Consider the following 20,263-nt stretch of genomic DNA (forward strand, 5'->3'; position numbering starts at 1 on the left):
TAACGGTGCGGGATGGTCGTCCCTGGGGGTGACGACGATCCCTGAGCTTGTCGAAGGATCCGAGGCGGCGACTCCAGCGCTCCACCCACCGGCACGGGCACGGTTCAGGGAGCGCAGAGGTCGCCTAGAGTCGGCGGCCGCGCTGGTTGATCAGAAGCCGCCGGCTGCGGCGTCGGCGCACGACGATGACGCCCGGAGCGGGCGTCGAGATGGCGGATGCGGCCGAAGGCATGTCGTGACAGTAGCGCTCGCGCGGCGGCATCCGCAAATCGAACGACGCGGATGCCGTCATACGCGGTCCTGTCATGCAGCGACGGTGTCAGGACAGGAGTTCGGCGAGGAGCGCCTCCTCGTCCTCGCGGGCGAGACCAGCGCGACGCGGTCGGTCGAGTCCGCGGGCGCGCTCGTCGTCGAGCACGCGCCCGACGATCGCCTCGAGCGGGGTCCGGGTGCCGCCGGCGGAGGCGTAGGCGGCGTTCGACCGGGCCATGAATCCCGACAGCTCCCGCGGCAGCCACAGCGGCAGTGATCGCTCCCCCATCCACGGCTGCACGTCGTGCGATTCGAGCCAGTCGTCGGCCGCGACCACGGTGCGACCGGTGTGGCCGGCCGCGGCGCGGAACAGTCCGAGCACCTCGTCGAACGGATGCGGATCGCCGATGGCGTTGCGGATGCCGACGAGATCGGCGTTCGCTGCGAACCCGGCGAGGTCGTCGACATCGATCACCTGGACCGAACGGCCCGTGGCGTCGGGGACCAGCACGGGTTCGGAGCCGGCGCGGGCGAACGCCGCAGCCCAGTAGCCGAAGCGGTCGCTGGGGTCGCCCGGACCGACGATGAGTCCGGGCCGGATGATGTGGACGCGGTCGCCCAGCGCCCTGACCGCCGCCTCGGCGGCGACCTTTTGTGCGGCGTAGTCGTACTCGTCGTCGCCTGCGGCCGGCTCCTCCAGACGCGCGGTCTCGTCGGCACCGTCGACGTCGGCATCGGCGTACACCGACACCGACGACACGTACGTCCAGTGCCCGGCCCGATGGCCGAGGGCGCCCACGGCGGCTCGCACATGGTCGGCGCGGGAGGAGATGTCGACGACCTCGTCCCAGTTCCGGTCGAGCTCGTCGTACGCACCAGGGTCGTCGCGGTCCCCGCGGATGAGGGTCGCGCCGTCGGGCGCAGGCCGCTCGCCTCTCGCGAAGCATGTGACCTGCGCCCCGGCATCCACCCAGCGTCGCGCGACACGGCCGGACAGCCAACCGGTGCCCCCGAGGATCAGAACGTTCGTCATCTCTCCATGTCAGCATCCACCGCTCCGCCGGCGATAGTGGTTCTGCTCACAGCGGAGCGGCGAAGAACGCCCGCTCATGCACCGCCGAGACCTGGAAGGCGCGCAGCATCCGAGCGCGCGTCTGCTCGGAGGCCGCGCACGCTCGGCGGATCACATGGCCGATCGCCTCGTCGGTCGCGCGGGCGAAGGCCTCATCGGCGTACGTCTGCAGCCAGGACGCGTACGGATGCTCCGGGTCGCGCGCATACGCGCCGAAGTCGCCGCGGCGCAGGCGCGCACCGAGGTCGGTGTACAGCCAGTAGCACGGCAGCACCGCGGCGATCAGCTCGTCGTAGTCACCGCGATATCCGGCGGACCGGAGGTGGTCGAGGTACGCGGTCGTCACGGCGTTCGGCGCGATGCCGGCAGAGCCCGGCGCCGTGTTCAACCAGGCCGAGTGCAGCTGCATCTCGCCCGCGATCGCGCCGTGCGCGCCGCCTGCCCAGAACGCCTGCTCCTCACGCGACGGGGCGAGCCGCGCAGCCTCCGCGAGCACGCGCGCGTACTCGCCGAGGTACAGCGCATCCTGTGCGAGATAGTCGAGGAACGCGGTGCGTTCGAGGCTTCCGTCGGCGAGCGCACGGATGAAGGGCAGCTCGTCGATGTCGGCGCGGATCCCGGCGATCCGCGTCCACCACTGCTCGCGCAGCTCGTCCTCCGTCGGCCGGGTCGTGACACCGCCGCGCTCCCAGAGCCCGGCGAAATGGTGCACGGGCCCGTTCCCGCCTCCGACACCCAGATCGTCGGCCGCCCGCAGCGATTCACGCAACCAGGCGCGGGCCGCGGTCAGCGCGGCGGACCAGTCAGCGCCGGCGGCCCGCCGGGTGGCCAACGCGGACGAGAGCGAGCAGCCGGTGCCGTGCGTGGCTCCTGTCGGAATGCGCGTGCCCGCGAACTCCTCTCTGCGGTCGGCGGTGACGAGGGCGTCCGGCGCATCCTCACCGCCGAGGTGACCGCCCTTGACGAGCACCGTCGTGCCGAGGCGGGCGGCCAGAGCCGATGCGACCTCCATCGCCCTCTCCCAGTCCGTGATCTCCTCGGTTCCAGCCAGGACGGCGAGCTCGGCCAGGTTCGGGGTGATGACGTCGGCGCGGCGGAGCAGCTCGCCGAGCGCGTGCTCTGCGGCAGGATCGAGCAGCCGGTCGCCGCTCGTGGCGATCATCACCGGATCGATCACGATGTTCGCAGGGCTCCGGCGGTCGATCCAGGCGTCCACGGCGCGGATGACGTCGGCATCCGCGAGCATGCCGATCTTCACGGCGTCCACGGCGATGTCGTCGGAGATGGCCTCGAGCTGGGCGGTGAGGAAGTCCGCGGGCGGGACGTGCACAGCGCGGACGCCCTGCGTGTTCTGCGCCGTCAGGGCGGTGATGGCGGCCATGCCGTAGCCGCCGTTCGCCGCGATCGCCTTGAGGTCCGCCTGGATGCCGGCGCCGCCCGACGGGTCGCTTCCCGCGATGCTGAGGATGCGAGGAACGCGGGCTGCGCCGCGCCATCGCCGTCTGAGCAGACGGGCGGTCTCGCGCGGCTCCTCGGCGGTGCAGAGCGCCGACACCAGAGCGACGCCCGCCGCACCGGCATCCCGCAGCGGGTCGAGATCGTCGAGGCCGATCCCGCCGATGGCGACGCACGGCACAGGACTCGCGGCCGCGATGGCCCGGAATCCGTCGATGCCCAGGGCCGGCGGGTGATCGGGCTTGGTGCTGGTGGGCCGGATGACGCCGACGCCCAGATGATCCACGGTTCCGGGCGGCAGCGCACGGACGGCCTCGAGGTGGTCGTGGCTGTTGGCCGTGAGGCCGATCAGGGCGTCGGGTCCGAGCATCTCGCGGGCGCGCAGCACCGAGGCATCGCCCTGACCGAGGTGGATGCCGTCGACGCGGGCACCGCGGCGGCGCGCCTCGAGAGCGGCATCCAGCCGGTCGTTGACGACGAGCGCGGCACGCCCCGCCGTGATCGCGGACAGCTCGATGAGCTGTTCGACGATCTCGGCATCCGACGCGCTCTTGTCGCGCAGCTGGACGATGCGGACCCCGCCGGCCACGGCCTCGCGCACGACCGCGGCGACTCCGCGTTCGCCGCACAGCTCGGGATCGGTGACGAGATAGACGGAGAGATCGACGCTCATGCGGCGTGCATCTCGACGCGAGCGGCTGCGGTGACGTGCTCGACCGTCGTATCGGCGAGGGCATCGAGGAGGGCGACCGCGAACGAGCCCGGACCTGCCGAGCGCTGTGCTGCGCGCTCGGCGGCGACCGTGTAGAACAGCGACGCCGAGGCGACGGCGCTGAGCGCGGAGGTCCCGGTATCGCCCGCGGCGCCGAGGAAGGCAGCCATGACGGCGCCGAGCGCGCACCCGCCCCCGGTGATGCGGGTCAGGAGCTCGTGTCCGTTCGCGATCCGGATGACGTGCTCGCCGTCGGTGATCAGATCGACCGGCCCCGAGACGGCGACGACGCTGCCGAAACGCTCGGCGAGGGATGCCGCGGCCTCTGCGGCCGCATCTGTGGAATCCGTCGCGTCCACTCCGCGGCCGCCGGCACTCATCTGCGCGAGGGCGAGGATCTCGGACGCGTTGCCGCGGATCGCCGCGGGCCGCCGCTCCACGAGCTCGTGGGCGAGAGCTGTGCGGATCGGGAGAGCCCCGATCGCGACCGGATCGAGCACCCAGGGGGTGCCGGATGCGGTGGCGCCGTCGATGGCTTCACGGGCGGCGAGCCGCTGCTCGGGTGCCGGCGTTCCGAGGTTCACGAGGAGCCCCGCGGCGATGCCGGCGAACACGCAGGACTCGCCCTCGATGTCGACCATGGCCGGTGCGGCGCCGAGCGCGAGCAGGACGTTCGCGGTGAAGCCGGTGACGACCGCGTTCGTGATGCAGTGCGTGAGCGGCGAGGCCGTGCGCACCTGCTGCAGGAGCGGTGCGACCTCCTCCGCGATCGAGAGGGTGGACGATGGACGCAGACGGTCGCTCATGGCGGACATCCCTTCGCTAGTACGAGCTAGATCAGGTTCGACGGGTATGTTCTCAGCCGCATGGCGCGGCACCCCGTGTCACTGCGTCGAGTCTAGGTCACCTCGAACGACCACGGCATCGGGCGAGGTCGACGACCCGGCGTCCGTCTCGCGAGCGGGCCTCATCGCTTTCCTCTCTCCTGCTCTCCCTCGCGGATCGTGCACGACCAGCGCTCCCCTTCGCGCGCGTAGACGATCCGCACGTGGCGGCGGTCCGTCGCTCCCTGCCAGAACTCGACCTGCTCGGGCGCCAGCCACCAGCGCACCCACTCGCCCGGCCGGAGGCCCGCGCGCGCTGCTGCCGAGCGCTCTGCGAGGTCCGCCGCGCTCTCCTCGTCCGACGCCTCCTGCACAGGACCGCGGACCCGCACGGCGCGAGTGATGGACGGCCACCAGAAGTTCATCGCCGCCGCCGGGCTCTCATCCAGCTGGCGTGCTTTCGCCGAGTCCCGCGGCCCGGCGAACCCCCAGCCTCGTGCGCTCACGTCCTTCACGATCAGCGTCCGCGCGTCGGGCATCCCGCTGGAATCGGCCGTCGCGAGCGTGCCCCCGTGCGGTTCCGCGACGCCGGCGGCAGCGGCTGCGCGGATCCACCGCTCGAACAGCGTCGCCGGATCGCCGGGGAGGTCATCGAGGTCGAGCTCGGGCGGCGTGCCGGTGAGCGACGGCTGCGCGCGCAGCCACGACGCGAACGGCGAGGAGGAGGTCATGCCCCCATCCTCGCCGTCGTCATCCCGTGCGTGCACGGGACACGCGATCAGTCGCGGATGCTCGCGCCGAAGCGCTCCGTCGCCACGGCGACGCCCGCGAGCTTCGCCTCCGTCGCTTCGGCGGCGGTGAGCGTGCGGTCGGGCGCCCGGAACCGCAGAGCGAACGTCAGGCTCTTGTGGCCTGCATCCACACCCTGCCCGCGGTAGTCGTCGACGAGACGGACGGACTCGAGCAGGTCGCCCGCGCCCTCGATGAGCGCAGCGCGCAGCTCACCGGCGGTCACGTCGACGGGCACGACGAGCGAGACGTCCTGCGTGGCCGCGGTGTAGGTCGACAGGGATGCCGCGACGACGCGCTCGCCCGCGAGCGAGAGGATGCCGTCGAGATCGAGCTCGAGCACCACGGCACGACCGGGCAGATCGGCGTCGGATGCGACGTTCGGGTGCAGTTCGCCGACGTAGCCGACCTCGGAGCCGGCGACGCTGAGGACGCCTGCACGGCCGGGGTGGAGAGCGGCGCGCCGTCCCTGCACGACGTCGATCTCGACGCCCGCGGCGACCGCGACCACGCGGACGGCATCCAAAGCCTCCGACAGCCCGTACGACTCGATGGCCCGGCCCGGCTGACGCGCCGTGACGTTGCCCGTGAAGAGTGCGGCGACATGACGACGCTGCGGCGGGATGGAGGCGTTCAGCTCGGCGAGCTTCTCGTCCGTCGGACGCTGGCCCAGCGGCGGCACGTCGTCGGTGCCGTACGTCACGCCCGGTTCCGGGAGGAACACCGAACCGGTCTCGAAGATCGCGAGGTCCGTGAGACCGCGCGCGATGTTGCGGTGGGCGATCTGCAGCAGCCCGGGGATGAGCGAGCGACGAAGGAACGGCGCCTGCCCGTCGAGCGGGTTCGCGAGCTTCACGCTCGGCAGCTTCTCCCCCGATGCCGACCCGTGGAGGTCGTTCTGCGCCTCGGTCGTGAACGGGAACGCCGGCGTCTCGACGAGCCCGGCGGCAGCGAGGGCGTTCGCCACTCGGCGGCGCCCCTGCTGCGCGGCGGTGAGGCCGCGGCCGGCGGGCGGCGTCGGCAGGATCGAGGGCACGCGGTCGAGCCCGTGGATGCGGGCGACCTCTTCGGCCAGGGTCCATTTGTCGGTGAGGTCGGGGCGCCAGCTCGGCGGAATGACCTGCCAGCCGTCCGCGGTGTCGGTCACCTCGGCGCCGATGGTCTCGAGCGCGCCGGTGACCTCGTCCTCGGTGTAGTCGACGCCGATGAGGCCCGACACGAAGCCGTCGGGCAGGGCGATCCCGGCGATCTCGAACTCCGAGTAGAGCGCACCGCCGAGTTCGTCGATGCGTCCGCCGGCGAGATCGACCATGAGGTCGGCGACGCGTCGGGCCGCGACGAACGGAACGAGCGGGTCGACACCGCGTTCGAAGCGCTTGGACGCCTCGCTCGGAAGCTTGTGCCTGCGGGCGGTGCGCGCGATCGAGATCGGATCGAAGATCGCCGCCTCGATGAGCACGTTGCGGGTGGCATCCGACATCTCGGTGGTGCCGCCGCCCATGACACCGGCGAGGCCGATCGGGCCGGACTCGTCGGTGATCAGGAGGTCTTCGACATGGAGCTTGCGCTCCTGCCCGTCGAGCGTCGTCAGCTTCTCCCCCGCCTGGGCCCGGCGCACTGTGATGCCGCCGGACAGCTTGTCGAGGTCGTAGCCGTGGATCGGGTTGCCGATCTCGAGCATCACGTAGTTCGTGATGTCGATGAGGATGCCGAGCGAGCGGATGCCGGCGAGCGAGAGCCGAGCGATCATCCACGGCGGCGTCGGACGGGACGGGTCGACGTCGCGCACGACGCGCACGACGAACTCCTGCACGGCGGGCTTGTCGCGCAGGGGCTCAGCGTCCACGGCGAGCGCGAAGCCGGCACCGGGCTGGACGCCCTCCCACTCGTGCTCGGCTGGGTCGCGGAAGTCCGCGCCGGTCGCATGTGCGTATTCGCGGGCGACGCCGCGGATCGAGAACGCGTAGCCGCGGTCGGGCGTCACGTTGATCTCGACGGCCTCGTCGTCCAGGCCCAGAAGGGCGATGGCATCCGTGCCGACCGGAGCGTCGATGCCGAGGGTCGACAGCACGAGGATGCCGTCGTGCTCGTCGCCGAGGCCGAGCTCGCGCGCGGAGGCGATCATGCCATCCGAGACGTGCCCGTAGGTCTTGCGCGCGGCGATCGGGAAGGGCCCTGGCAGCACGGAGCCGGGCAGGGTCGCGACGATCTTGTCGCCGACGGCGAAATTCGACGCGCCGCACACGATTCCGCGGACGCCGCCGTGCTCCTCGCCGACGTCGACCTGGCACCAGCGGATGGTCTTGCCGTTGGACTGCGGCTCCGCCTCGAACGACAGCACCTGCCCGACGACGACAGGGCCGGAGATATCGAAGCCGTGAAGCTCCTCCTCCTCGAAGCCGACCGACACGAGCGCCGCGAAGACGTCCTCTGCCGTGGCATCCGGCGCCACATCGACGTACTCACGCAGCCACGAAAGCGGGACGCGCATCACACCACCATCCCGAACTGCTCGCTGAATCGGATATCGCCCTCGGCCATGTCGCGCATGTCCTGCACGTCGCTGCGGAACATGAGCCCGCGCTCGACCCCGATGCCGAACGCGAAGCCGCTGTACACCTCCGGGTCGATCCCGGCGGCACGCAGCACGTTGGGGTTGACCATGCCGCAGCCGCCCCACTCGATCCAGCGCGCGCCGCCTTTGAAGGTCGGGTGCCACAGGTCGAACTCGGCGGACGGCTCGGTGAAGGGGAAGAAGTTGGTGCGCAGACGCGTCTTCGCCTCGGCGCCGAAGAGCTGCTTCGCGAGGTGATCGAGCGTGCCTTTCAGGTGCGCCATCGTGATGCCCTTGTCGACGACGAGGCCCTCGACCTGCGTGAAGACGGGCAGGTGCGTGGCGTCGAACTCGTCGGTGCGGTACACGCGCCCGGGGCACAGCACGTAGATCGGCACCTCGCGGTCGAGCATCGAGCGCACCTGCACGGGGCTCGTATGCGTGCGCATGACGAGGTGGCGAGCGGTCGGGTCGACGAAGAAGGTGTCCTGCATCTGGCGCGCGGGGTGATCGACGTCGAAGTTCAGCGCGTCGAAGTTGAACCACTCGTGCTCGAGCTCGGGGCCCTCCGCGATCTCCCAGCCCATCCCGACGAAGACGTCGGAGATGTCGTCCTGGAGCTGCATGAGCGGATGCCGTGCGCCCATGCGTGTGCGCGACGAGACAGCGGTGATGTCGACGCGCTCGTCCTCGAGACGGGCGGCGAGCTCGGCCTCGGCGAGCTCCGACTCCTTGGCCGCCATCGCCTGGGTGACGCGACCGCGTCCCTGGCCGACGAGCTTGCCGAAGGTCGCCTTGTGCTCGGGTGCGACCTGGCGCATCGACGCGTTGAGGACGGCCAGCGGCGATCCTTCGGCGACGTGCGCGGCGCGGGCCGCCTTCAGCTCTGCTGTGGTGGCGGCGGCGCCGATGGCCTCGAGCGCTGCGGCGACGGCGGATTCCACCGCCTCTGGGGTGATTTCAGGGGCGTCAGACACAAGACAAGAGTCTACCGGCGCGGCGTCACCGGCATTCGACGCTCAGTGAGCGCTGCCGATCCCTCCGCCGCCCTGATTGAACTTGCCCGCACCGGTCTGCGCGGCGATGAGCTCGGTGTCCGTTCCCTCGTGCATGACCGCCGCCTGGTCGGCCGCGAGAGCCTTGATCTTCGGCGAACGGCGGGTCTTGATCTCGGCCCACTTCGCGATGCCGGAGAGGATGAGACACATGATGACGTAGATGCCACCGATGACGAGCGCCGCCTGAAGGGCGGGTCGCCCCTGCTGCGAGCTGAGCAGCTTCGCGTAGTAGAGCAGCTCCTGGTAGGTGATGATGAAGCCGAGTGCGGTGTCCTTCATCGTCACCACGAGCTGGGCCACGATCACGGGGAGCATCGCGCGGATAGCCTGCGGGAGCAGGATCAGCGTCATGACGCCGCTCTTGCGAAGGCCGATCGCGTACCCCGCCTCCTTCTGACCACGCGGCAGCGATTCGATACCGGCGCGCAGCGCTTCGGCGAGGACGGAGCCGTTGTAGAGCATCAGCGCGACGACGACGGCCCAGTACGGGTCGGTCTTCAGCCCGAGCGTGGGCAGACCGTAGTACAGGATCATCATCATCACGAGCACGGGTACCGCGCGGAAGAATTCTGTGACGACGGTCACCGGCACCCGCACCCAGGCGTGATCCGACATGCGCCCGATCGCGAGCACGAACCCGAGCACGAGACTCAGCACTGCGGCCAGAGCGAAAGCGCGCAGCGTGTTCAGGAGCATCTCGCCGATGGTCTGCCAGACCAGGGTGTAGGTGAAGACGTTCCACTTCGCCGCACTGAATTGATTGGTCAGCGAGAACCGCCAGAGCACGAACGCGATGGCCGCGACGACGACCGCGATCGTCACGATTGCGAGGATCATGTTGCGACGGCGGGCGCGAGGGCCGGGGACGTCGAAGAGGACGGAGCTCATCGGGCGATCCTCCACCGGTTCTCAAGCGTTCGCTGCAACCAGGTCAGCAGCATGACCAGGGCGACGAAGATGGCGGCGACCCAGAGCAGGACTTCCAAGGGGTTGCCGGGGCGCGTGTGGGAATTGGAGATAGTGGACTGCAACTGGGGAAGGACGGCGATCGAGAAACCTGCGGCAACCGTCGTGTTCTTCAGCAGGGCGATGAACACGCTCATCATCGGGGGCACGACCGATCGGAAGGCCTGTGGCAGCACCACCTGCGTCATCACCTGCCCGAACGGCAGTCCGATCGCGCGTGCCGCCTCGGCCTGGCCGACCGGCACGGTGTTGATCCCAGCGCGCAGCGTCTCAGCGACGTACGTCGCCGTATAGACGCCGATCGCGAGGATGCCGAGGACGAGGTTCGAGAGGGTGGGCAGCGCGAGGGCGCTGTATCCGAACACGAAGAAGAAGAAGACGAGCGTCAGCGGGGTGTTGCGCACGAGCGTGACGTAAGCGGTGCCGACCGCGCGCGCGACCGGGACCGGCGAGACGCGCATCGCGCCGACGATCGTACCGAGGACGAGCGCGATGATGCCGCCGAAGAAGAACACCAGCAGTGTGTAGGTGATGCCCTGACCCCACAGGTCGAGGTTGCCGAAGATGGCGTCCACGCGCCCTCCACTTCTCAGTTGTCAGGTGCGGGGCGGCCTGAGGGCCGCCCCGCACTCATCCGATCGTCAGTCGACGGCCGGCTGCTCGACTTCGATGCCCGACTGGCCGAGCGTCGCGTCGAAGATCGCCTGCCAGGTGTCGCCACCGTCGGTGAACAGCGTGTTGATGTGGTCCTGAAGCACGGTGTCGCCCTTCGGGATGCCAACGCCGTAGCGCTCCTCCGTGAACAAGCCGTCGAGCACCTTCAACTCGTCGGGGTTCTGCGCCGCATAGCCGATGAGGATCGCAGCGTCGGTGGTGACCGCGTCGACCTTGCCACTGATCAGGTCCTCGACGCACTGGGAGTAGATGTCGTACTCCTCAGTGTTGATCTCCGGGTAGTTCTCCTTGATGTTGGAGATCGGCGTCGAGCCTGTCGCCGAGCAGACGGTCATGCCGTTGAAGTCCGAGACATCCGTGACCTCGGTCATCTCGCTGTCGGCGGCGACGAGGAAGCCCTGACCGGTGACGAAGTAGGGGCCTGCGAAGTCGATCTGCTCCTTGCGGGAATCGGTGATCGAGTACGTGCCGACGTAGTAGTCGATGTCGCCGTTCACGAGCGCCTGCTCGCGGTTCGCGGACGCGATCGGCTCGTAGGAGATGTCGCCTTCTTCGAAGCCGAGGGATGCCGCGATCCAGCGGGCGATCTCGATGTCGAAGCCGCTGCGCTCACCGGTGGTGGCGTCGAGGTAGCCGAGGTTGGGCTGGTCCTCCTTGACACCGATGATGGGTCCGCCGCGCTCGACCATCGCGTCGAACGTCGGGCTGCCCTCGAGCTGGACGTCGGTCGCGACCTCGTACGCAGGTGCGTCTCCGCCGTCGCCGCCGTCGCCACCGGGGGTCGTCGGGCTGCCGCTGTTGCAGGCGGTGAGGGCAAACAGCGCGGTCGCCGCGATGCCGATCCCTGCCAGTGTCCGTGTGCGTCGCATGTGCGTCTCCTTCGTGTGCTGTGTGATCAGGTGCTGTATGTGAGGGAAGGTCAGTGGGTGAGGAGCTTCGAGAGGAAGTCCTTGGCGCGATCGCTCTTCGGGTTCGTGAAGAACTCCTCAGGGCTCGCCTCCTCGACGATCTGACCGTCGGCCATGAAGACCACGCGGTCGGCGGCCTTGCGCGCGAAGCCCATCTCGTGCGTGACGACGATCATCGTCATGCCCTCCTTCGCCAGCTGCACCATGACGTCGAGGACCTCGTTGATCATCTCGGGGTCGAGCGCACTCGTGGGCTCGTCGAAGAGCATGACCTTGGGGTGCATGGCCAGCGCGCGGGCGATCGCGACACGCTGCTGCTGACCTCCGGAGAGCTGGGCGGGGAGCTTGGACGCCTGCTGGGCGACACCGACGCGCTCCAGGAGCGCCATCGCCTCCTTGTCGGCATCCGCCTTCTTCATGCCGCGGACCTTGATCGGCCCCAGCGTCACGTTCTCGAGGATCGTGAGGTGGGCGAACAGGTTGAAGGACTGGAAGACCATGCCGACATCGGCGCGCAGCTGCGCGAGGCCCTTGCCCTCGGCCGGCAGTTCCTTGCCGTCGATCGAGATCACACCGCTCGTGATGGTCTCGAGGCGGTTGATCGTGCGGCACAGAGTCGACTTGCCCGAACCCGACGGTCCGATCACGACGACGACCTCGCCCTTGTTGACGGTGAGATCGATGTCGGTCAGCGCCTGGAAATCGCCGTAGTGCTTCTGAACGTTGTCGACGACGACAAGAGGGGTGCCAGTCTCGGTCATGCCCCCACATTAGGAGTCCGCCAGCCCCGGGGCCAGCACATCGCGCGGCGGGTTACCGAGTTGTAACCGAGTCGAAACAGGTCACGGAATCTCGGCGGCGCGCTGCGTGAAGGCGCTCTCGTACAGGCAGACGCTCGCCGCCGTGGCGAGGTTCAGCGATTCGGCCCTGCCGAAGATCGGCAGCTTCAGAACGTGGTCGGCGAGCTCGAGCGAGCGCTCGTCGAGCCCGTGCGCCTCGTTCCCGAACAGCCATGCCGTGGGTCCGGAGAGCACGCCGTCGGCTCGGGCCTGGAGCAGGTCCTCGCCCTTCACATCGGCCGCGAGCACCGTGATCCCGGCGTCGTGCGCCCGCCGGACGACATCGTCGAGGTCGCCGCCGACCGAGACCGGCAGGTGGAACAGCGAACCGGTCGTGGACCGGACGACCTTCGGGTTGTAGGGGTCGACCGTGCGGCCCGTCAGGATGACGGCATCCGCCCCCGCCGCGTCCGCGGCGCGGATGATCGTGCCGAGGTTGCCGGGATCGCGCACCTCCTCGCAGATCGCGATGAGACGAGGGGATGCCGCGAAGATGTCGCGGACGGACGTCGGCGTCTGACGTGCCACGGCGATCACGCCCTGCGGGGTCACGGTGTCGGCCATGGCATTCAGGACGTACTCGGTGACGAACTCGAAGCTGACCGCGTGCGCGGTCGCCGCCGCACGCAGATCGGGATGCTTCTCCCAGCCCGTCGGCGTCGCGAAGAGCTCGACGATGGCATCCGGGCGGTAGGACAGCGCCTCGCGCACCGCCTGCGGTCCCTCGAGGAGGAACAGACCGGTGTCGGTCCGGGCACTGCGCTTGGTGAGCTTCGCGACGGCTCTGACACGCGGGGAGCGGGGATTCTCCAGCACGGTTTCAGTCTAGGAGGTGCAGAGCCGGCAATGCGGAAACGGGCGCTCCCCCGAAGGAGAGCGCCCGTTTCCGGAAGGATGCTTACGCAGCCGACTTCGGCGCGTTGACGTCCGAAGGCAGAGCCTTCTTGGCCGTCTCGATGAGCGACGCGAACGTGGCCGGCTCGTTGACGGCCAGCTCGGCGAGCATGCGACGGTCGACCTGGACGCCGGCGAGGCCGAGACCCTGGATGAAGCGGTTGTACGTCATGCCGTTCTGGCGGGCAGCGGCGTTGATGCGCTGGATCCAGAGGCGACGGAAGTCGCCCTTGCGCTTGCGACGGTCACGGTACGAGTAGACCAGGGAGTGGATGACCTGCTCCTTGGCCTTGCGGTACAGGCGCGAACGCTGACCGCGGTAGCCGGAGGCGCGCTCGAGGATGACGCGACGCTTCTTGTGGGCGTTTACCGCCCGCTTGACTCTTGCCATTTTCGTGTATTCCTATTCGTGCGTTCGTGCTCAGCCGCGGCCGAGAAGCTTCTTGGCGACCTTGGTGTCGTTGGGCGACAGAACCTGGTCCTGGTTGAGGCGGCGCGTGCGACGGCTCGACTTGTGCTCGAGGTTGTGGCGCATGCCGGCCTGCTGCTTCTTCAGCTTGCCGCTACCGGTGATCTTGAAGCGCTTCTTGGCACCCGAGTGGGTCTTCTGCTTCGGCATCTTCTCTTCCTTCGTGTGGCGCCTTCTCAGGCGACGTTATCGACCCGCGTGGAGCGGGAGTCTGTGGGTCACTGCTCGGACGGAGCGTCCTCAGTGCGTGCAGACCGTGCGGCCTGCTTGTTCGCAGCGCGCACGGCGTTCTGCTCTGCCTTCGCCTCGGACTTGTTCTTCACCGGGGCGATGACCATGACCATGTTGCGTCCGTCGATGGTCGGGTTGGACTCGACCGTGCCAAACTCGGCGACATCCTCGGCGAACTTGCGCAGCAGGCGCACGCCCTGCTCGGGGCGCGACTGCTCGCGGCCGCGGAACAGGATCATGGCCTTGACCTTGTCTCCGGCCTTGAGGAAGCCCTCGGCGCGCTTGAGCTTGGTCGTGTAGTCGTGAGCTTCGATCTTCAGACGGAAGCGGACTTCCTTGAGGATCGTGTTCGCCTGGTTGCGGCGAGCTTCCTTCGCCTTCTGGGCAGCCTCGTACTTGAACTTGCCGTAGTCCATGATCTTGACCACGGGCGGCTTCGAGTTCGGGGCGACCTCGACGAGATCGAGGTCGGCTTCCTGCGCGAGGCGGAGCGCGACCTGGATGGCGACGACGCCGATCTGCTCACCCGCGGGGCCGACGAGGCGGACCTCGGGGACGCGGATGCGCTCATTGGTGCGGGGATCGCTGATGCGGAACTCCTTAGACGATGGGGATTCGGCCGGTGCATCGCTTGTGCGGTGAACCGGGAGAGAGGAATCTCTGCCCCACCCGCCGACATTCAGACGTCGGCTTCGCACCCTGACCATCGGACATCGTCCGATCTACCGGCGTGAACCGGCGGAGCGCAAGACCCGGTAGCCTGGAACGGCAAGCGCGGGTGGGAAGTGAATCCTCTTTCGATCCGGAGCATGACGCTCCGAAGCCCGCCAAAGTCTAACAGAAGGCAAGGCGAAGTGACGATTCCGGCCCACGATCACGGTCACGACGAGCGCAATGAGCGCTGGGAGCAGCAGGAGGAGGCCGCATCGTCGGCCACCCGCGACATCGCGGACGTCCCCGCCGTCGAGGTGATCACGACCACGGCGGTGCACCTCATGAGCGCCGCGGCGGTGAAGCTCGGCCTCGCCGACGATCCTGACGCTCAGCTCGATCTCGACGAGGCGCGCAAGCTCATTAGCGCCCTCGCCGGCCTCATCACCGCCGGGGCGCCGGAGATCAGCGACATGCACGCCCGCTCGCTGCGCGACGGCCTGCGTTCGCTGCAGCTCGCGTTCCGCGAGGCATCCGCCATCCCCGACCCGATCGGCAAGGGTCCTGGCGAGAAGTGGACCGGACCGGTCAACTAGGGTCCGGTCAACCGGCGCGGCGGAGCTTCACCGTCAGCGAGTCCGCCAGCACCGCGATGCGGTCGTCCGCGGCCCAGCGCTGAGCCAGGCGGGCCAGCACGACATCGAGCACCTCGCGCTCGAGCCCGTCGACGAGATCGAGGATCACGACGAGCTCGGGTCCGCGCAGGCGTGCGTCCGGGTCGCCTGGTGCCACGGCAACGTCGATGACGGCGAGCTCGTGCGCGACGCTCTCCTGCAGCGCCGTGAACACCTCGGGCGAGAGGAAGCTCGGCTCCCATGCGTGCCCTTGCGCGATCGCCCAGACCGCGGGGCGACGGACGACGAACTCCGTCTCCGACGTGGGGTCGAGAACGATCAGGTCGGTGTCCTCCGCTGATGCGGCCAGCGCCGCGCGCACAGCCTCGACCGGGATCGGACGTGCCGATGCATCCCAGGTCTGCATCGCCTGCACCGACGAGAACACCGGCTGCACCTTGCGCCCGTCCGGGGCTGCGACCGTGACGATCGACAGCTCCTGCGTCTTGTCGACGGCGAGGCCGCTGGGGGCGGTGCCTTCCTCGCCCTTCTCCGCGATCAGCGGGATGAGGACGCGGGCCGAACGCAGCGCATCGACGACCTCGGTCTGACTGCCCGCTCCCGCGCGGAAGCGGAGCAGGGCGTCGAGCAGGGCCGGATCGGCCGAGCCGTCGTCAGCTGCGTGCGGGTTCGCTTCGAAACTGCGCCCCTCCCACGGGACGCCCGCCGAATCGCCGGCGTTCCCGTGGTCGCAGGCGTCGTCAGTCGCCGGCGACATCCAGTGCCTCAGCCAGCGTGAACGCTCCCGCGTACAGGGCCTTGCCGACGATCGCACCCTCGACGCCCAGGGGAACCAGCTCGCGGAGAGCGGCGATGTCGTCCAGGCTCGAGATGCCGCCGGAGGCGACGACGGGCTTCGGCGTGCGCGAGGTGATCTCGCGGAGAAGCTCGATGTTCGGACCCCGCAGGGTGCCGTCCTTGGTCACGTCGGTGACGACGTAGCGGCTGCATCCGGCGTCCTCGAGGCGGGCGAGCACCTCCCAGAGGTCACCGCCCTCCTTCGTCCAGCCGCGCGCGGCGAGCGTCGTGCCGCGCACGTCGAGACCGACCGCGACCGCCTCGCCGTAGCGGCTGATGACGTCCGCAGCCCACTCCGGGTTCTCCAGAGCGGCGGTGCCGAGGTTGATGCGCGCAGCGCCGCTCTCGAGAGCGGCCTCGAGGCTCGCGTCGTCGCGGATGCCGCCGGAGAGCTCGACGTTCACGTCGCGGTGCTGCTTGATGACCTTGCGGAGGATCGCGGTGTTGCTGCCGCGTCCGAAGGCCGCGTCGAGGTCGACGAGGTGGATCCACTCCGCGCCCTGGTCGACCCACTCCCCCGCAGCATCCAGCGGGTCGCCGTAGCTGGTCTCGGACCCGGCCTCGCCCTGTGTCAGGCGGACCGCCTTGCCGCCGGCGACGTCGACGGCCGGCAGAAGGGTGAGCTTGGGGGTGGACGCGAAGTCGTTCATGTCATCCTCGGGTGGGTGCAGTGCCGATCGTCGGCACGATGTCCGAGAGTAGTCCGCCTCGATCCCGTGATCAAAACGTCGACGTCACGGAAGGCTCTCGACCCAGTTCCGCAGCAGGCGGATGCCCGCCTCGCCGGACTTCTCGGGGTGGAACTGGGTGGCCGACAGAGGCCCGTTCTCGACCGCCGCGAGGAAGGGCTCGCCGTACGTGGTCCAGGTGAGCGCCGGCTGCGGAAACGGCGGAATGACGTCGAGTTCCCACTTCTGCGCGGCGTACGAGTGCACGAAGTAGAACCGCTCCTCCTCGATGCCGCGGAACAGCACGCTGCCCTCGTCGGGGGTCACGGTGTTCCAGCCCATGTGGGGAAGCACCGGAGCGTTGAGCTCCGTGACCGCGCCCGGCCACTCGCCCAGACCTTCGACGTCCTGCCCGCGTTCGACGCCGTGCGCGAACAGCACCTGCATGCCCACGCAGACGCCGAGCACCGGCCGTCCGCCTGCCAGACGCCGCTCGATGACCTCGTCCCCGCCCTGCTCGCGCAGCGCGGCGCGAACAGCGGCGAATGCGCCGACGCCGGGGACGAGCAGCCCGTCCGCTTCGAGCGCCGCGGTGCGGTCGCCCGTCAGTGTGGCATCCGCACCGGCGGCCGCGAGCGCCTTGACCGCGGAGTGGACGTTGCCGGAGCCGTAGTCGTAGACGACGACGCTGCGCGTCACAGCGCGCCCTTGGTGGAGGGGATGCCGTCGACGAGGGGATCGAGCGCCTTGGCCTGCCGGAAGGCGCGGGCGAAGGCCTTGAACTCGGCCTCGGCGATGTGGTGCGGGTCACGACCGCCGAGCACGCGGACGTGCACGGTGAGCCCGGCATTGAACGAGATCGCCTCGAACGCGTGCCGCACGAGCGAACCCGTGAAGTGGCCGCCGATGAGGTGGTGCTCGAAGCCGTCGGGCTCGCCGGTGTGCACGAGGTACGGACGGCCGCTGATGTCGACGACCGCCTGTGCGAGCGCCTCATCGAGCGGGACGAGCGCGTCGCCGTATCGCGAGATGCCTGACTTGTCGCCGAGCGCCTCGAGGATCGCCTGACCGAGGACGATGGACACGTCCTCGACCGTGTGGTGAGCGTCGATGTGAGTGTCGCCGGAGGCACGGACGGTGAGGTCTGTGAGCGAGTGCTTCGCGAACGCCGTCAGCATGTGGTCGAAGAACGGCACCGACGTGTCGATGCGGCTCTGCCCTGTGCCGTCGAGGTTCAACTCGAGCTCGACGGTCGACTCGGACGTGCTGCGGGTACGCGACGCGGTGCGGGAGGCGCTCATGTGCCCGAGTCTATCGACGCCAGAGCGTCGAGGAACGCCGTCGTCTCGGCCTCGGTCCCCGCTGTCACGCGCAGGTGGTGCGGGATGCCCACGTCGCGGACGAGAACGCCGCGGGCGTACAGAGCCTCGAACGTCGCGCGGGGATCGGCCACGCCGCCGAAGAGCACGAAGTTCGACCACGACTCGTGCGGCTGATACCCCAGCGCCTCGAGCGTGGCGGTGATCCGATCGCGCTGCTCCACGATCTCGTCGACCATGCCGAGCATGGTGTCCGCGTTGCGGAGGGCAGCGACGGCCGCCGCCTGGGTCAGGGCGCTCAGGTGGTACGGAAGCCTGACGAGACGCAGGGCGTCGATGAACGCCGGGTCTGCGGCGAGATAGCCGACCCGCGCGCCCGCGAACGCGAAGGCCTTGCTCATCGTCCGCGAAACGGCCAGCCGCGGGCGTCCGTCGAGGAGCGTGAGCGCCGACGATGCATCCCGAGGCGCGAACTCCTGGTAGGCCTCGTCGACGACCACGATGCCGCGCGCAGCCTCGTAGACCGCTTCGACGACGTCGAGGCCGAGCGGTGTGCCGGTGGGGTTGTTCGGCGAGCAGAGCATGACGATGTCGGGGTCCGCCTGCTCCACCTGCGCAGCGGCCTCTTCCGCCGTGATCGTGTAGTCGGCTTCGCGCTGCCCTGCGACCCACTGCGCGCCGGTGCCCTGCGCGATCAAGGGGTACATCGAGTAGGTGGGCGCGAATCCGAAGACCGTGCGGCCAGGGCCTCCGAAGGCCTGCATGATGTGCTGCAGGACCTCGTTCGATCCGTTGCCCGCCCAGATCTGGCCGGGCTCGAGTCCGTGCCCGAGATAGTCCGCGAACGCCTCGCGCAGTGACGTGAACTCCCGATCGGGGTAGCGGTTCACCTCGCGCAGCGCTACCGCGATGTCGTCGAGGATGTCGCTGGCGACCTCGTCGGGGACGGGGTGCGTGTTCTCGTTCACGTTCAGCGCGACGGGCAGCGGGGCCTGCGGCGCTCCGTAGGGTGTGAGTCCGCGAAGATCGTCGCGGAGGGGCAAGTCACCGAGGGAAGCAGTCACACTCCCCATGCTAACGGTGGGGTCAGTCGACGTACTCGGACGGGATGGCGAGCTCCTGCCCGACCTGCAGGGAGGAGGCGCCCAGCGCGTTGAGGCTCTCGATCTGGTGGATGACCGAGCGCGGGTCGGCGTTCGGCGCCACGGACTCGGCGATCGACCACAGCGTGTCACCGGGCATGACCGTGACCGTCTCGAAGCTCGCCGTGGGCACGGACTCGCCGGAGGCGACAGCGGCACCGCCGCCGAGAGCCGCGAAGGCGATGCCGGCGGCGAGCGGGAGTGCGGCGAGGCCCAGCAGCACGCGGCGACCGCGCACGGTCAGTCGCAGTCGCGTCGACGGACGGACGATGCGGACTGCCGGGGCGGCGATGCTGATGGTGCTCATGGGATTCTCCTCTGCCTCTGTGGCGTAGCGTTCGCATTCACCGCTCGGCCGGGAGCGATGAATGCGAAGCTACGTACCGAATGTATCTTCGAATTCGAACATCTGTCAAGACTTCTTCGAAACCTCGTGCGGGAAACCGGCGACACGCTCGAACAGATCTTCCGAATCGCGGCTTTTCTCGGATACGGTTTCGATAACGACACCCCACCACGGGCCACCGACATTCGAAGAGCAGCCCCGGAACCGCGCACGAAGGAGCACCCATGAGCGACACCGCCGCCACCGACGCCGAGGCTCCGCGCACGCGTCGCCGCAAGAGTCTGAGCCCCAAGCAGATGGCGATCCTCGAGGTCATCCAGACCTCGATCGCACGGCACGGCTATCCGCCGAGCATGCGCGAGATCGGCGACGCGGTCGGCCTCAAGTCGCTCTCGAGCGTCACGCACCAGCTCGGTCAGCTCGAGCTGAGCGGGTACCTGCGCCGCGACCCGGGCAAGACCCGCGCCATGGAGGTGCTCATCGACCTGCCTGGCGCGAGCGGCGAGAACCCGGCCGACGCCAGCACGCCCGTCGGCGATGCCGCCATGGTGCCGCTGGTCGGACAGATCGCGGCGGGCGTCCCGATCACGGCAGAGCAGCAGGTCGAGGAGATCTTCCCGCTCCCCCGCCAGCTCGTCGGCAAGGGCGAGCTGTTCATGCTCAAGGTCTCCGGGGAATCGATGATCGACGCCGCGATCTGCGACGGCGACTGGGTGGTCGTCCGCACCCAGAACACGGCTGAGAACGGCGAGATCGTCGCGGCGATGCTCGACGGCGAGGCGACGGTCAAGACCTTCCGTCAGCGCGACGGCCACACCTGGCTGCTCCCTCGCAACAGCTCGTTCGAGCCGATCCTCGGCGACGACGCCGTCGTCCTCGGCAAGGTCGTGGCCGTGCTCCGCGCGGTCTGACGCCCGGCATCCTTCGACGACGCAGAAACCGCCCTTCCCCGGCATCCGGGAGGGCG

At 69.2% G+C, this 20,263-nt stretch carries 23 protein-coding genes and 1 riboswitch; of the genes, 2 read left to right on the top strand and 21 right to left on the bottom strand.

From position 1 onward, the window contains the following. Positions 1-124: 124 nt before the first annotated feature. The 15 genes from AB0269_RS12055 to infC all read right to left on the bottom strand — a co-directional run bounded on the left by AB0269_RS12055 (position 125) and on the right by infC (position 14,405). On the bottom strand, positions 125-307 hold the full coding sequence (locus AB0269_RS12055) for a hypothetical protein (RefSeq protein WP_366211516.1): 183 nt from the start codon (positions 305-307) through the stop codon (positions 125-127). Between the two features lie 12 nt (positions 308-319). After that, entirely contained in the window at positions 320-1,285 is a 966-nt protein-coding gene (locus AB0269_RS12060) for an NAD-dependent epimerase/dehydratase family protein (RefSeq protein WP_366211518.1), read from the bottom strand. Between the two features lie 46 nt (positions 1,286-1,331). Beyond that, positions 1,332-3,452 (bottom strand): bifunctional hydroxymethylpyrimidine kinase/phosphomethylpyrimidine kinase, encoded by a 2,121-nt coding sequence (locus AB0269_RS12065; protein ID WP_366211520.1) that lies wholly within the window; start codon positions 3,450-3,452, stop codon positions 1,332-1,334. Continuing rightward, on the bottom strand, positions 3,449-4,297 hold the full coding sequence (thiM, locus tag AB0269_RS12070; RefSeq protein ID WP_366211522.1) for a hydroxyethylthiazole kinase: 849 nt from the start codon (positions 4,295-4,297) through the stop codon (positions 3,449-3,451). The genes AB0269_RS12065 and thiM overlap by 4 nt, the downstream gene beginning before the upstream one ends. Continuing rightward, positions 4,289-4,383: riboswitch (TPP riboswitch) on the bottom strand. It overlaps the preceding gene by 9 nt. Before the next feature lie 75 nt (positions 4,384-4,458). Continuing rightward, on the bottom strand, positions 4,459-5,046 hold the full coding sequence (locus AB0269_RS12075; RefSeq protein ID WP_366211524.1) for a pyridoxamine 5'-phosphate oxidase family protein: 588 nt from the start codon (positions 5,044-5,046) through the stop codon (positions 4,459-4,461). A 47-nt stretch (positions 5,047-5,093) separates the two neighbouring features. Further along, on the bottom strand, positions 5,094-7,595 hold the full coding sequence (gene pheT, locus AB0269_RS12080; protein ID WP_366211526.1) for a phenylalanine--tRNA ligase subunit beta: 2,502 nt from the start codon (positions 7,593-7,595) through the stop codon (positions 5,094-5,096). After that, positions 7,595-8,635 (bottom strand): phenylalanine--tRNA ligase subunit alpha, encoded by a 1,041-nt coding sequence (gene pheS / locus AB0269_RS12085; RefSeq protein ID WP_366211528.1) that lies wholly within the window; start codon positions 8,633-8,635, stop codon positions 7,595-7,597. Before pheS ends, pheT begins: the two co-directional genes overlap by 1 nt. A gap of 42 nt (positions 8,636-8,677) precedes the next feature. Then, a complete protein-coding gene (locus AB0269_RS12090) occupies positions 8,678-9,604 on the bottom strand; it encodes an amino acid ABC transporter permease (RefSeq protein WP_366211529.1) in 927 nt (308 codons plus the stop codon). Next, positions 9,601-10,257, bottom strand: coding sequence for an amino acid ABC transporter permease (locus AB0269_RS12095; protein WP_366211530.1), 657 nt, complete (start codon positions 10,255-10,257; stop codon positions 9,601-9,603). The genes AB0269_RS12090 and AB0269_RS12095 overlap by 4 nt, the downstream gene beginning before the upstream one ends. A 66-nt stretch (positions 10,258-10,323) precedes the next feature. Then, complete coding sequence (locus AB0269_RS12100) at positions 10,324-11,226, bottom strand: glutamate ABC transporter substrate-binding protein (protein ID WP_366211531.1); 903 nt, start codon at positions 11,224-11,226, stop codon at positions 10,324-10,326. A gap of 50 nt (positions 11,227-11,276) precedes the next feature. Continuing rightward, on the bottom strand, positions 11,277-12,026 hold the full coding sequence (locus AB0269_RS12105) for an amino acid ABC transporter ATP-binding protein (RefSeq protein WP_366211532.1): 750 nt from the start codon (positions 12,024-12,026) through the stop codon (positions 11,277-11,279). A gap of 81 nt (positions 12,027-12,107) precedes the next feature. Next, entirely contained in the window at positions 12,108-12,920 is an 813-nt protein-coding gene (locus AB0269_RS12110) for an RNA methyltransferase (protein WP_366211533.1), read from the bottom strand. A gap of 82 nt (positions 12,921-13,002) precedes the next feature. Next, on the bottom strand, positions 13,003-13,389 hold the full coding sequence (gene rplT, locus AB0269_RS12115) for a 50S ribosomal protein L20 (protein ID WP_366211534.1): 387 nt from the start codon (positions 13,387-13,389) through the stop codon (positions 13,003-13,005). A gap of 30 nt (positions 13,390-13,419) precedes the next feature. Continuing rightward, on the bottom strand, positions 13,420-13,617 hold the full coding sequence (rpmI, locus tag AB0269_RS12120; protein ID WP_230103876.1) for a 50S ribosomal protein L35: 198 nt from the start codon (positions 13,615-13,617) through the stop codon (positions 13,420-13,422). Positions 13,618-13,685: 68 nt separating this feature from the next. Continuing rightward, on the bottom strand, positions 13,686-14,405 hold the full coding sequence (gene infC / locus AB0269_RS12125; protein WP_366211535.1) for a translation initiation factor IF-3: 720 nt from the start codon (positions 14,403-14,405) through the stop codon (positions 13,686-13,688). Between the two features lie 147 nt (positions 14,406-14,552). On the opposite strand from infC, the gene AB0269_RS12130 reads away from it, so the two are divergent. Beyond that, positions 14,553-14,945, top strand: coding sequence for a DUF1844 domain-containing protein (locus AB0269_RS12130; protein WP_366211536.1), 393 nt, complete (start codon positions 14,553-14,555; stop codon positions 14,943-14,945). 7 nt (positions 14,946-14,952) lie between these two features. Here AB0269_RS12130 and AB0269_RS12135 read toward each other — a convergent pair whose 3' ends face one another. The 6 genes from AB0269_RS12135 to AB0269_RS12160 all read right to left on the bottom strand — a co-directional run bounded on the left by AB0269_RS12135 (position 14,953) and on the right by AB0269_RS12160 (position 19,257). Then, positions 14,953-15,741, bottom strand: coding sequence for an SseB family protein (locus AB0269_RS12135; RefSeq protein ID WP_366211537.1), 789 nt, complete (start codon positions 15,739-15,741; stop codon positions 14,953-14,955). Further along, positions 15,725-16,471 (bottom strand): bifunctional 1-(5-phosphoribosyl)-5-((5-phosphoribosylamino)methylideneamino)imidazole-4-carboxamide isomerase/phosphoribosylanthranilate isomerase PriA, encoded by a 747-nt coding sequence (priA, locus tag AB0269_RS12140; protein ID WP_366211538.1) that lies wholly within the window; start codon positions 16,469-16,471, stop codon positions 15,725-15,727. The genes AB0269_RS12135 and priA overlap by 17 nt, the downstream gene beginning before the upstream one ends. A gap of 84 nt (positions 16,472-16,555) precedes the next feature. Continuing rightward, on the bottom strand, positions 16,556-17,188 hold the full coding sequence (hisH, locus tag AB0269_RS12145) for an imidazole glycerol phosphate synthase subunit HisH (protein WP_366211539.1): 633 nt from the start codon (positions 17,186-17,188) through the stop codon (positions 16,556-16,558). Further along, entirely contained in the window at positions 17,185-17,790 is a 606-nt protein-coding gene (hisB, locus tag AB0269_RS12150) for an imidazoleglycerol-phosphate dehydratase HisB (RefSeq protein WP_366211540.1), read from the bottom strand. The genes hisH and hisB overlap by 4 nt, the downstream gene beginning before the upstream one ends. Continuing rightward, entirely contained in the window at positions 17,787-18,872 is a 1,086-nt protein-coding gene (locus AB0269_RS12155; protein ID WP_366211541.1) for a histidinol-phosphate transaminase, read from the bottom strand. Before AB0269_RS12155 ends, hisB begins: the two co-directional genes overlap by 4 nt. Before the next feature lie 22 nt (positions 18,873-18,894). Next, on the bottom strand, positions 18,895-19,257 hold the full coding sequence (locus tag AB0269_RS12160) for a LysM peptidoglycan-binding domain-containing protein (protein WP_366211542.1): 363 nt from the start codon (positions 19,255-19,257) through the stop codon (positions 18,895-18,897). A gap of 263 nt (positions 19,258-19,520) precedes the next feature. Between AB0269_RS12160 and lexA the strand changes: the two genes are divergently transcribed. Next, complete coding sequence (gene lexA, locus AB0269_RS12165) at positions 19,521-20,207, top strand: transcriptional repressor LexA (protein ID WP_366211543.1); 687 nt, start codon at positions 19,521-19,523, stop codon at positions 20,205-20,207. Positions 20,208-20,263: the final 56 nt, after the last annotated feature.

The organism is Microbacterium sp. NPDC077644 (genome assembly GCF_040702785.1).
Classification (GTDB): Bacteria; Actinomycetota; Actinomycetes; order Actinomycetales; family Microbacteriaceae; genus Microbacterium.

What these genes read in the sequence shown, in the direction of transcription:
- AB0269_RS12055 (WP_366211516.1), bottom strand. Translation starts at nt 307, where the DNA reads ATGACAGGACCGCGTATGACGGCATCCGCGTCGTTCGATTTGCGGATG.
- AB0269_RS12060 (WP_366211518.1), bottom strand. Translation starts at nt 1,285, where the DNA reads ATGACGAACGTTCTGATCCTCGGGGGCACCGGTTGGCTGTCCGGCCGT.
- AB0269_RS12065 (WP_366211520.1), bottom strand. Translation starts at nt 3,452, where the DNA reads ATGAGCGTCGATCTCTCCGTCTATCTCGTCACCGATCCCGAGCTGTGC.
- thiM (WP_366211522.1), bottom strand. Translation starts at nt 4,297, where the DNA reads ATGAGCGACCGTCTGCGTCCATCGTCCACCCTCTCGATCGCGGAGGAG.
- AB0269_RS12075 (WP_366211524.1), bottom strand. Translation starts at nt 5,046, where the DNA reads ATGACCTCCTCCTCGCCGTTCGCGTCGTGGCTGCGCGCGCAGCCGTCG.
- pheT (WP_366211526.1), bottom strand. Translation starts at nt 7,595, where the DNA reads ATGCGCGTCCCGCTTTCGTGGCTGCGTGAGTACGTCGATGTGGCGCCG.
- AB0269_RS12090 (WP_366211529.1), bottom strand. Translation starts at nt 9,604, where the DNA reads ATGAGCTCCGTCCTCTTCGACGTCCCCGGCCCTCGCGCCCGCCGTCGC.
- AB0269_RS12100 (WP_366211531.1), bottom strand. Translation starts at nt 11,226, where the DNA reads ATGCGACGCACACGGACACTGGCAGGGATCGGCATCGCGGCGACCGCG.
- AB0269_RS12105 (WP_366211532.1), bottom strand. Translation starts at nt 12,026, where the DNA reads ATGACCGAGACTGGCACCCCTCTTGTCGTCGTCGACAACGTTCAGAAG.
- rplT (WP_366211534.1), bottom strand. Translation starts at nt 13,389, where the DNA reads ATGGCAAGAGTCAAGCGGGCGGTAAACGCCCACAAGAAGCGTCGCGTC.
- rpmI (WP_230103876.1), bottom strand. Translation starts at nt 13,617, where the DNA reads ATGCCGAAGCAGAAGACCCACTCGGGTGCCAAGAAGCGCTTCAAGATC.
- infC (WP_366211535.1), bottom strand. Translation starts at nt 14,405, where the DNA reads ATGGTCAGGGTGCGAAGCCGACGTCTGAATGTCGGCGGGTGGGGCAGA.
- AB0269_RS12135 (WP_366211537.1), bottom strand. Translation starts at nt 15,741, where the DNA reads ATGTCGCCGGCGACTGACGACGCCTGCGACCACGGGAACGCCGGCGAT.
- priA (WP_366211538.1), bottom strand. Translation starts at nt 16,471, where the DNA reads ATGAACGACTTCGCGTCCACCCCCAAGCTCACCCTTCTGCCGGCCGTC.
- hisB (WP_366211540.1), bottom strand. Translation starts at nt 17,790, where the DNA reads ATGAGCGCCTCCCGCACCGCGTCGCGTACCCGCAGCACGTCCGAGTCG.
- AB0269_RS12160 (WP_366211542.1), bottom strand. Translation starts at nt 19,257, where the DNA reads ATGAGCACCATCAGCATCGCCGCCCCGGCAGTCCGCATCGTCCGTCCG.
- lexA (WP_366211543.1), top strand. Translation starts at nt 19,521, where the DNA reads ATGAGCGACACCGCCGCCACCGACGCCGAGGCTCCGCGCACGCGTCGC.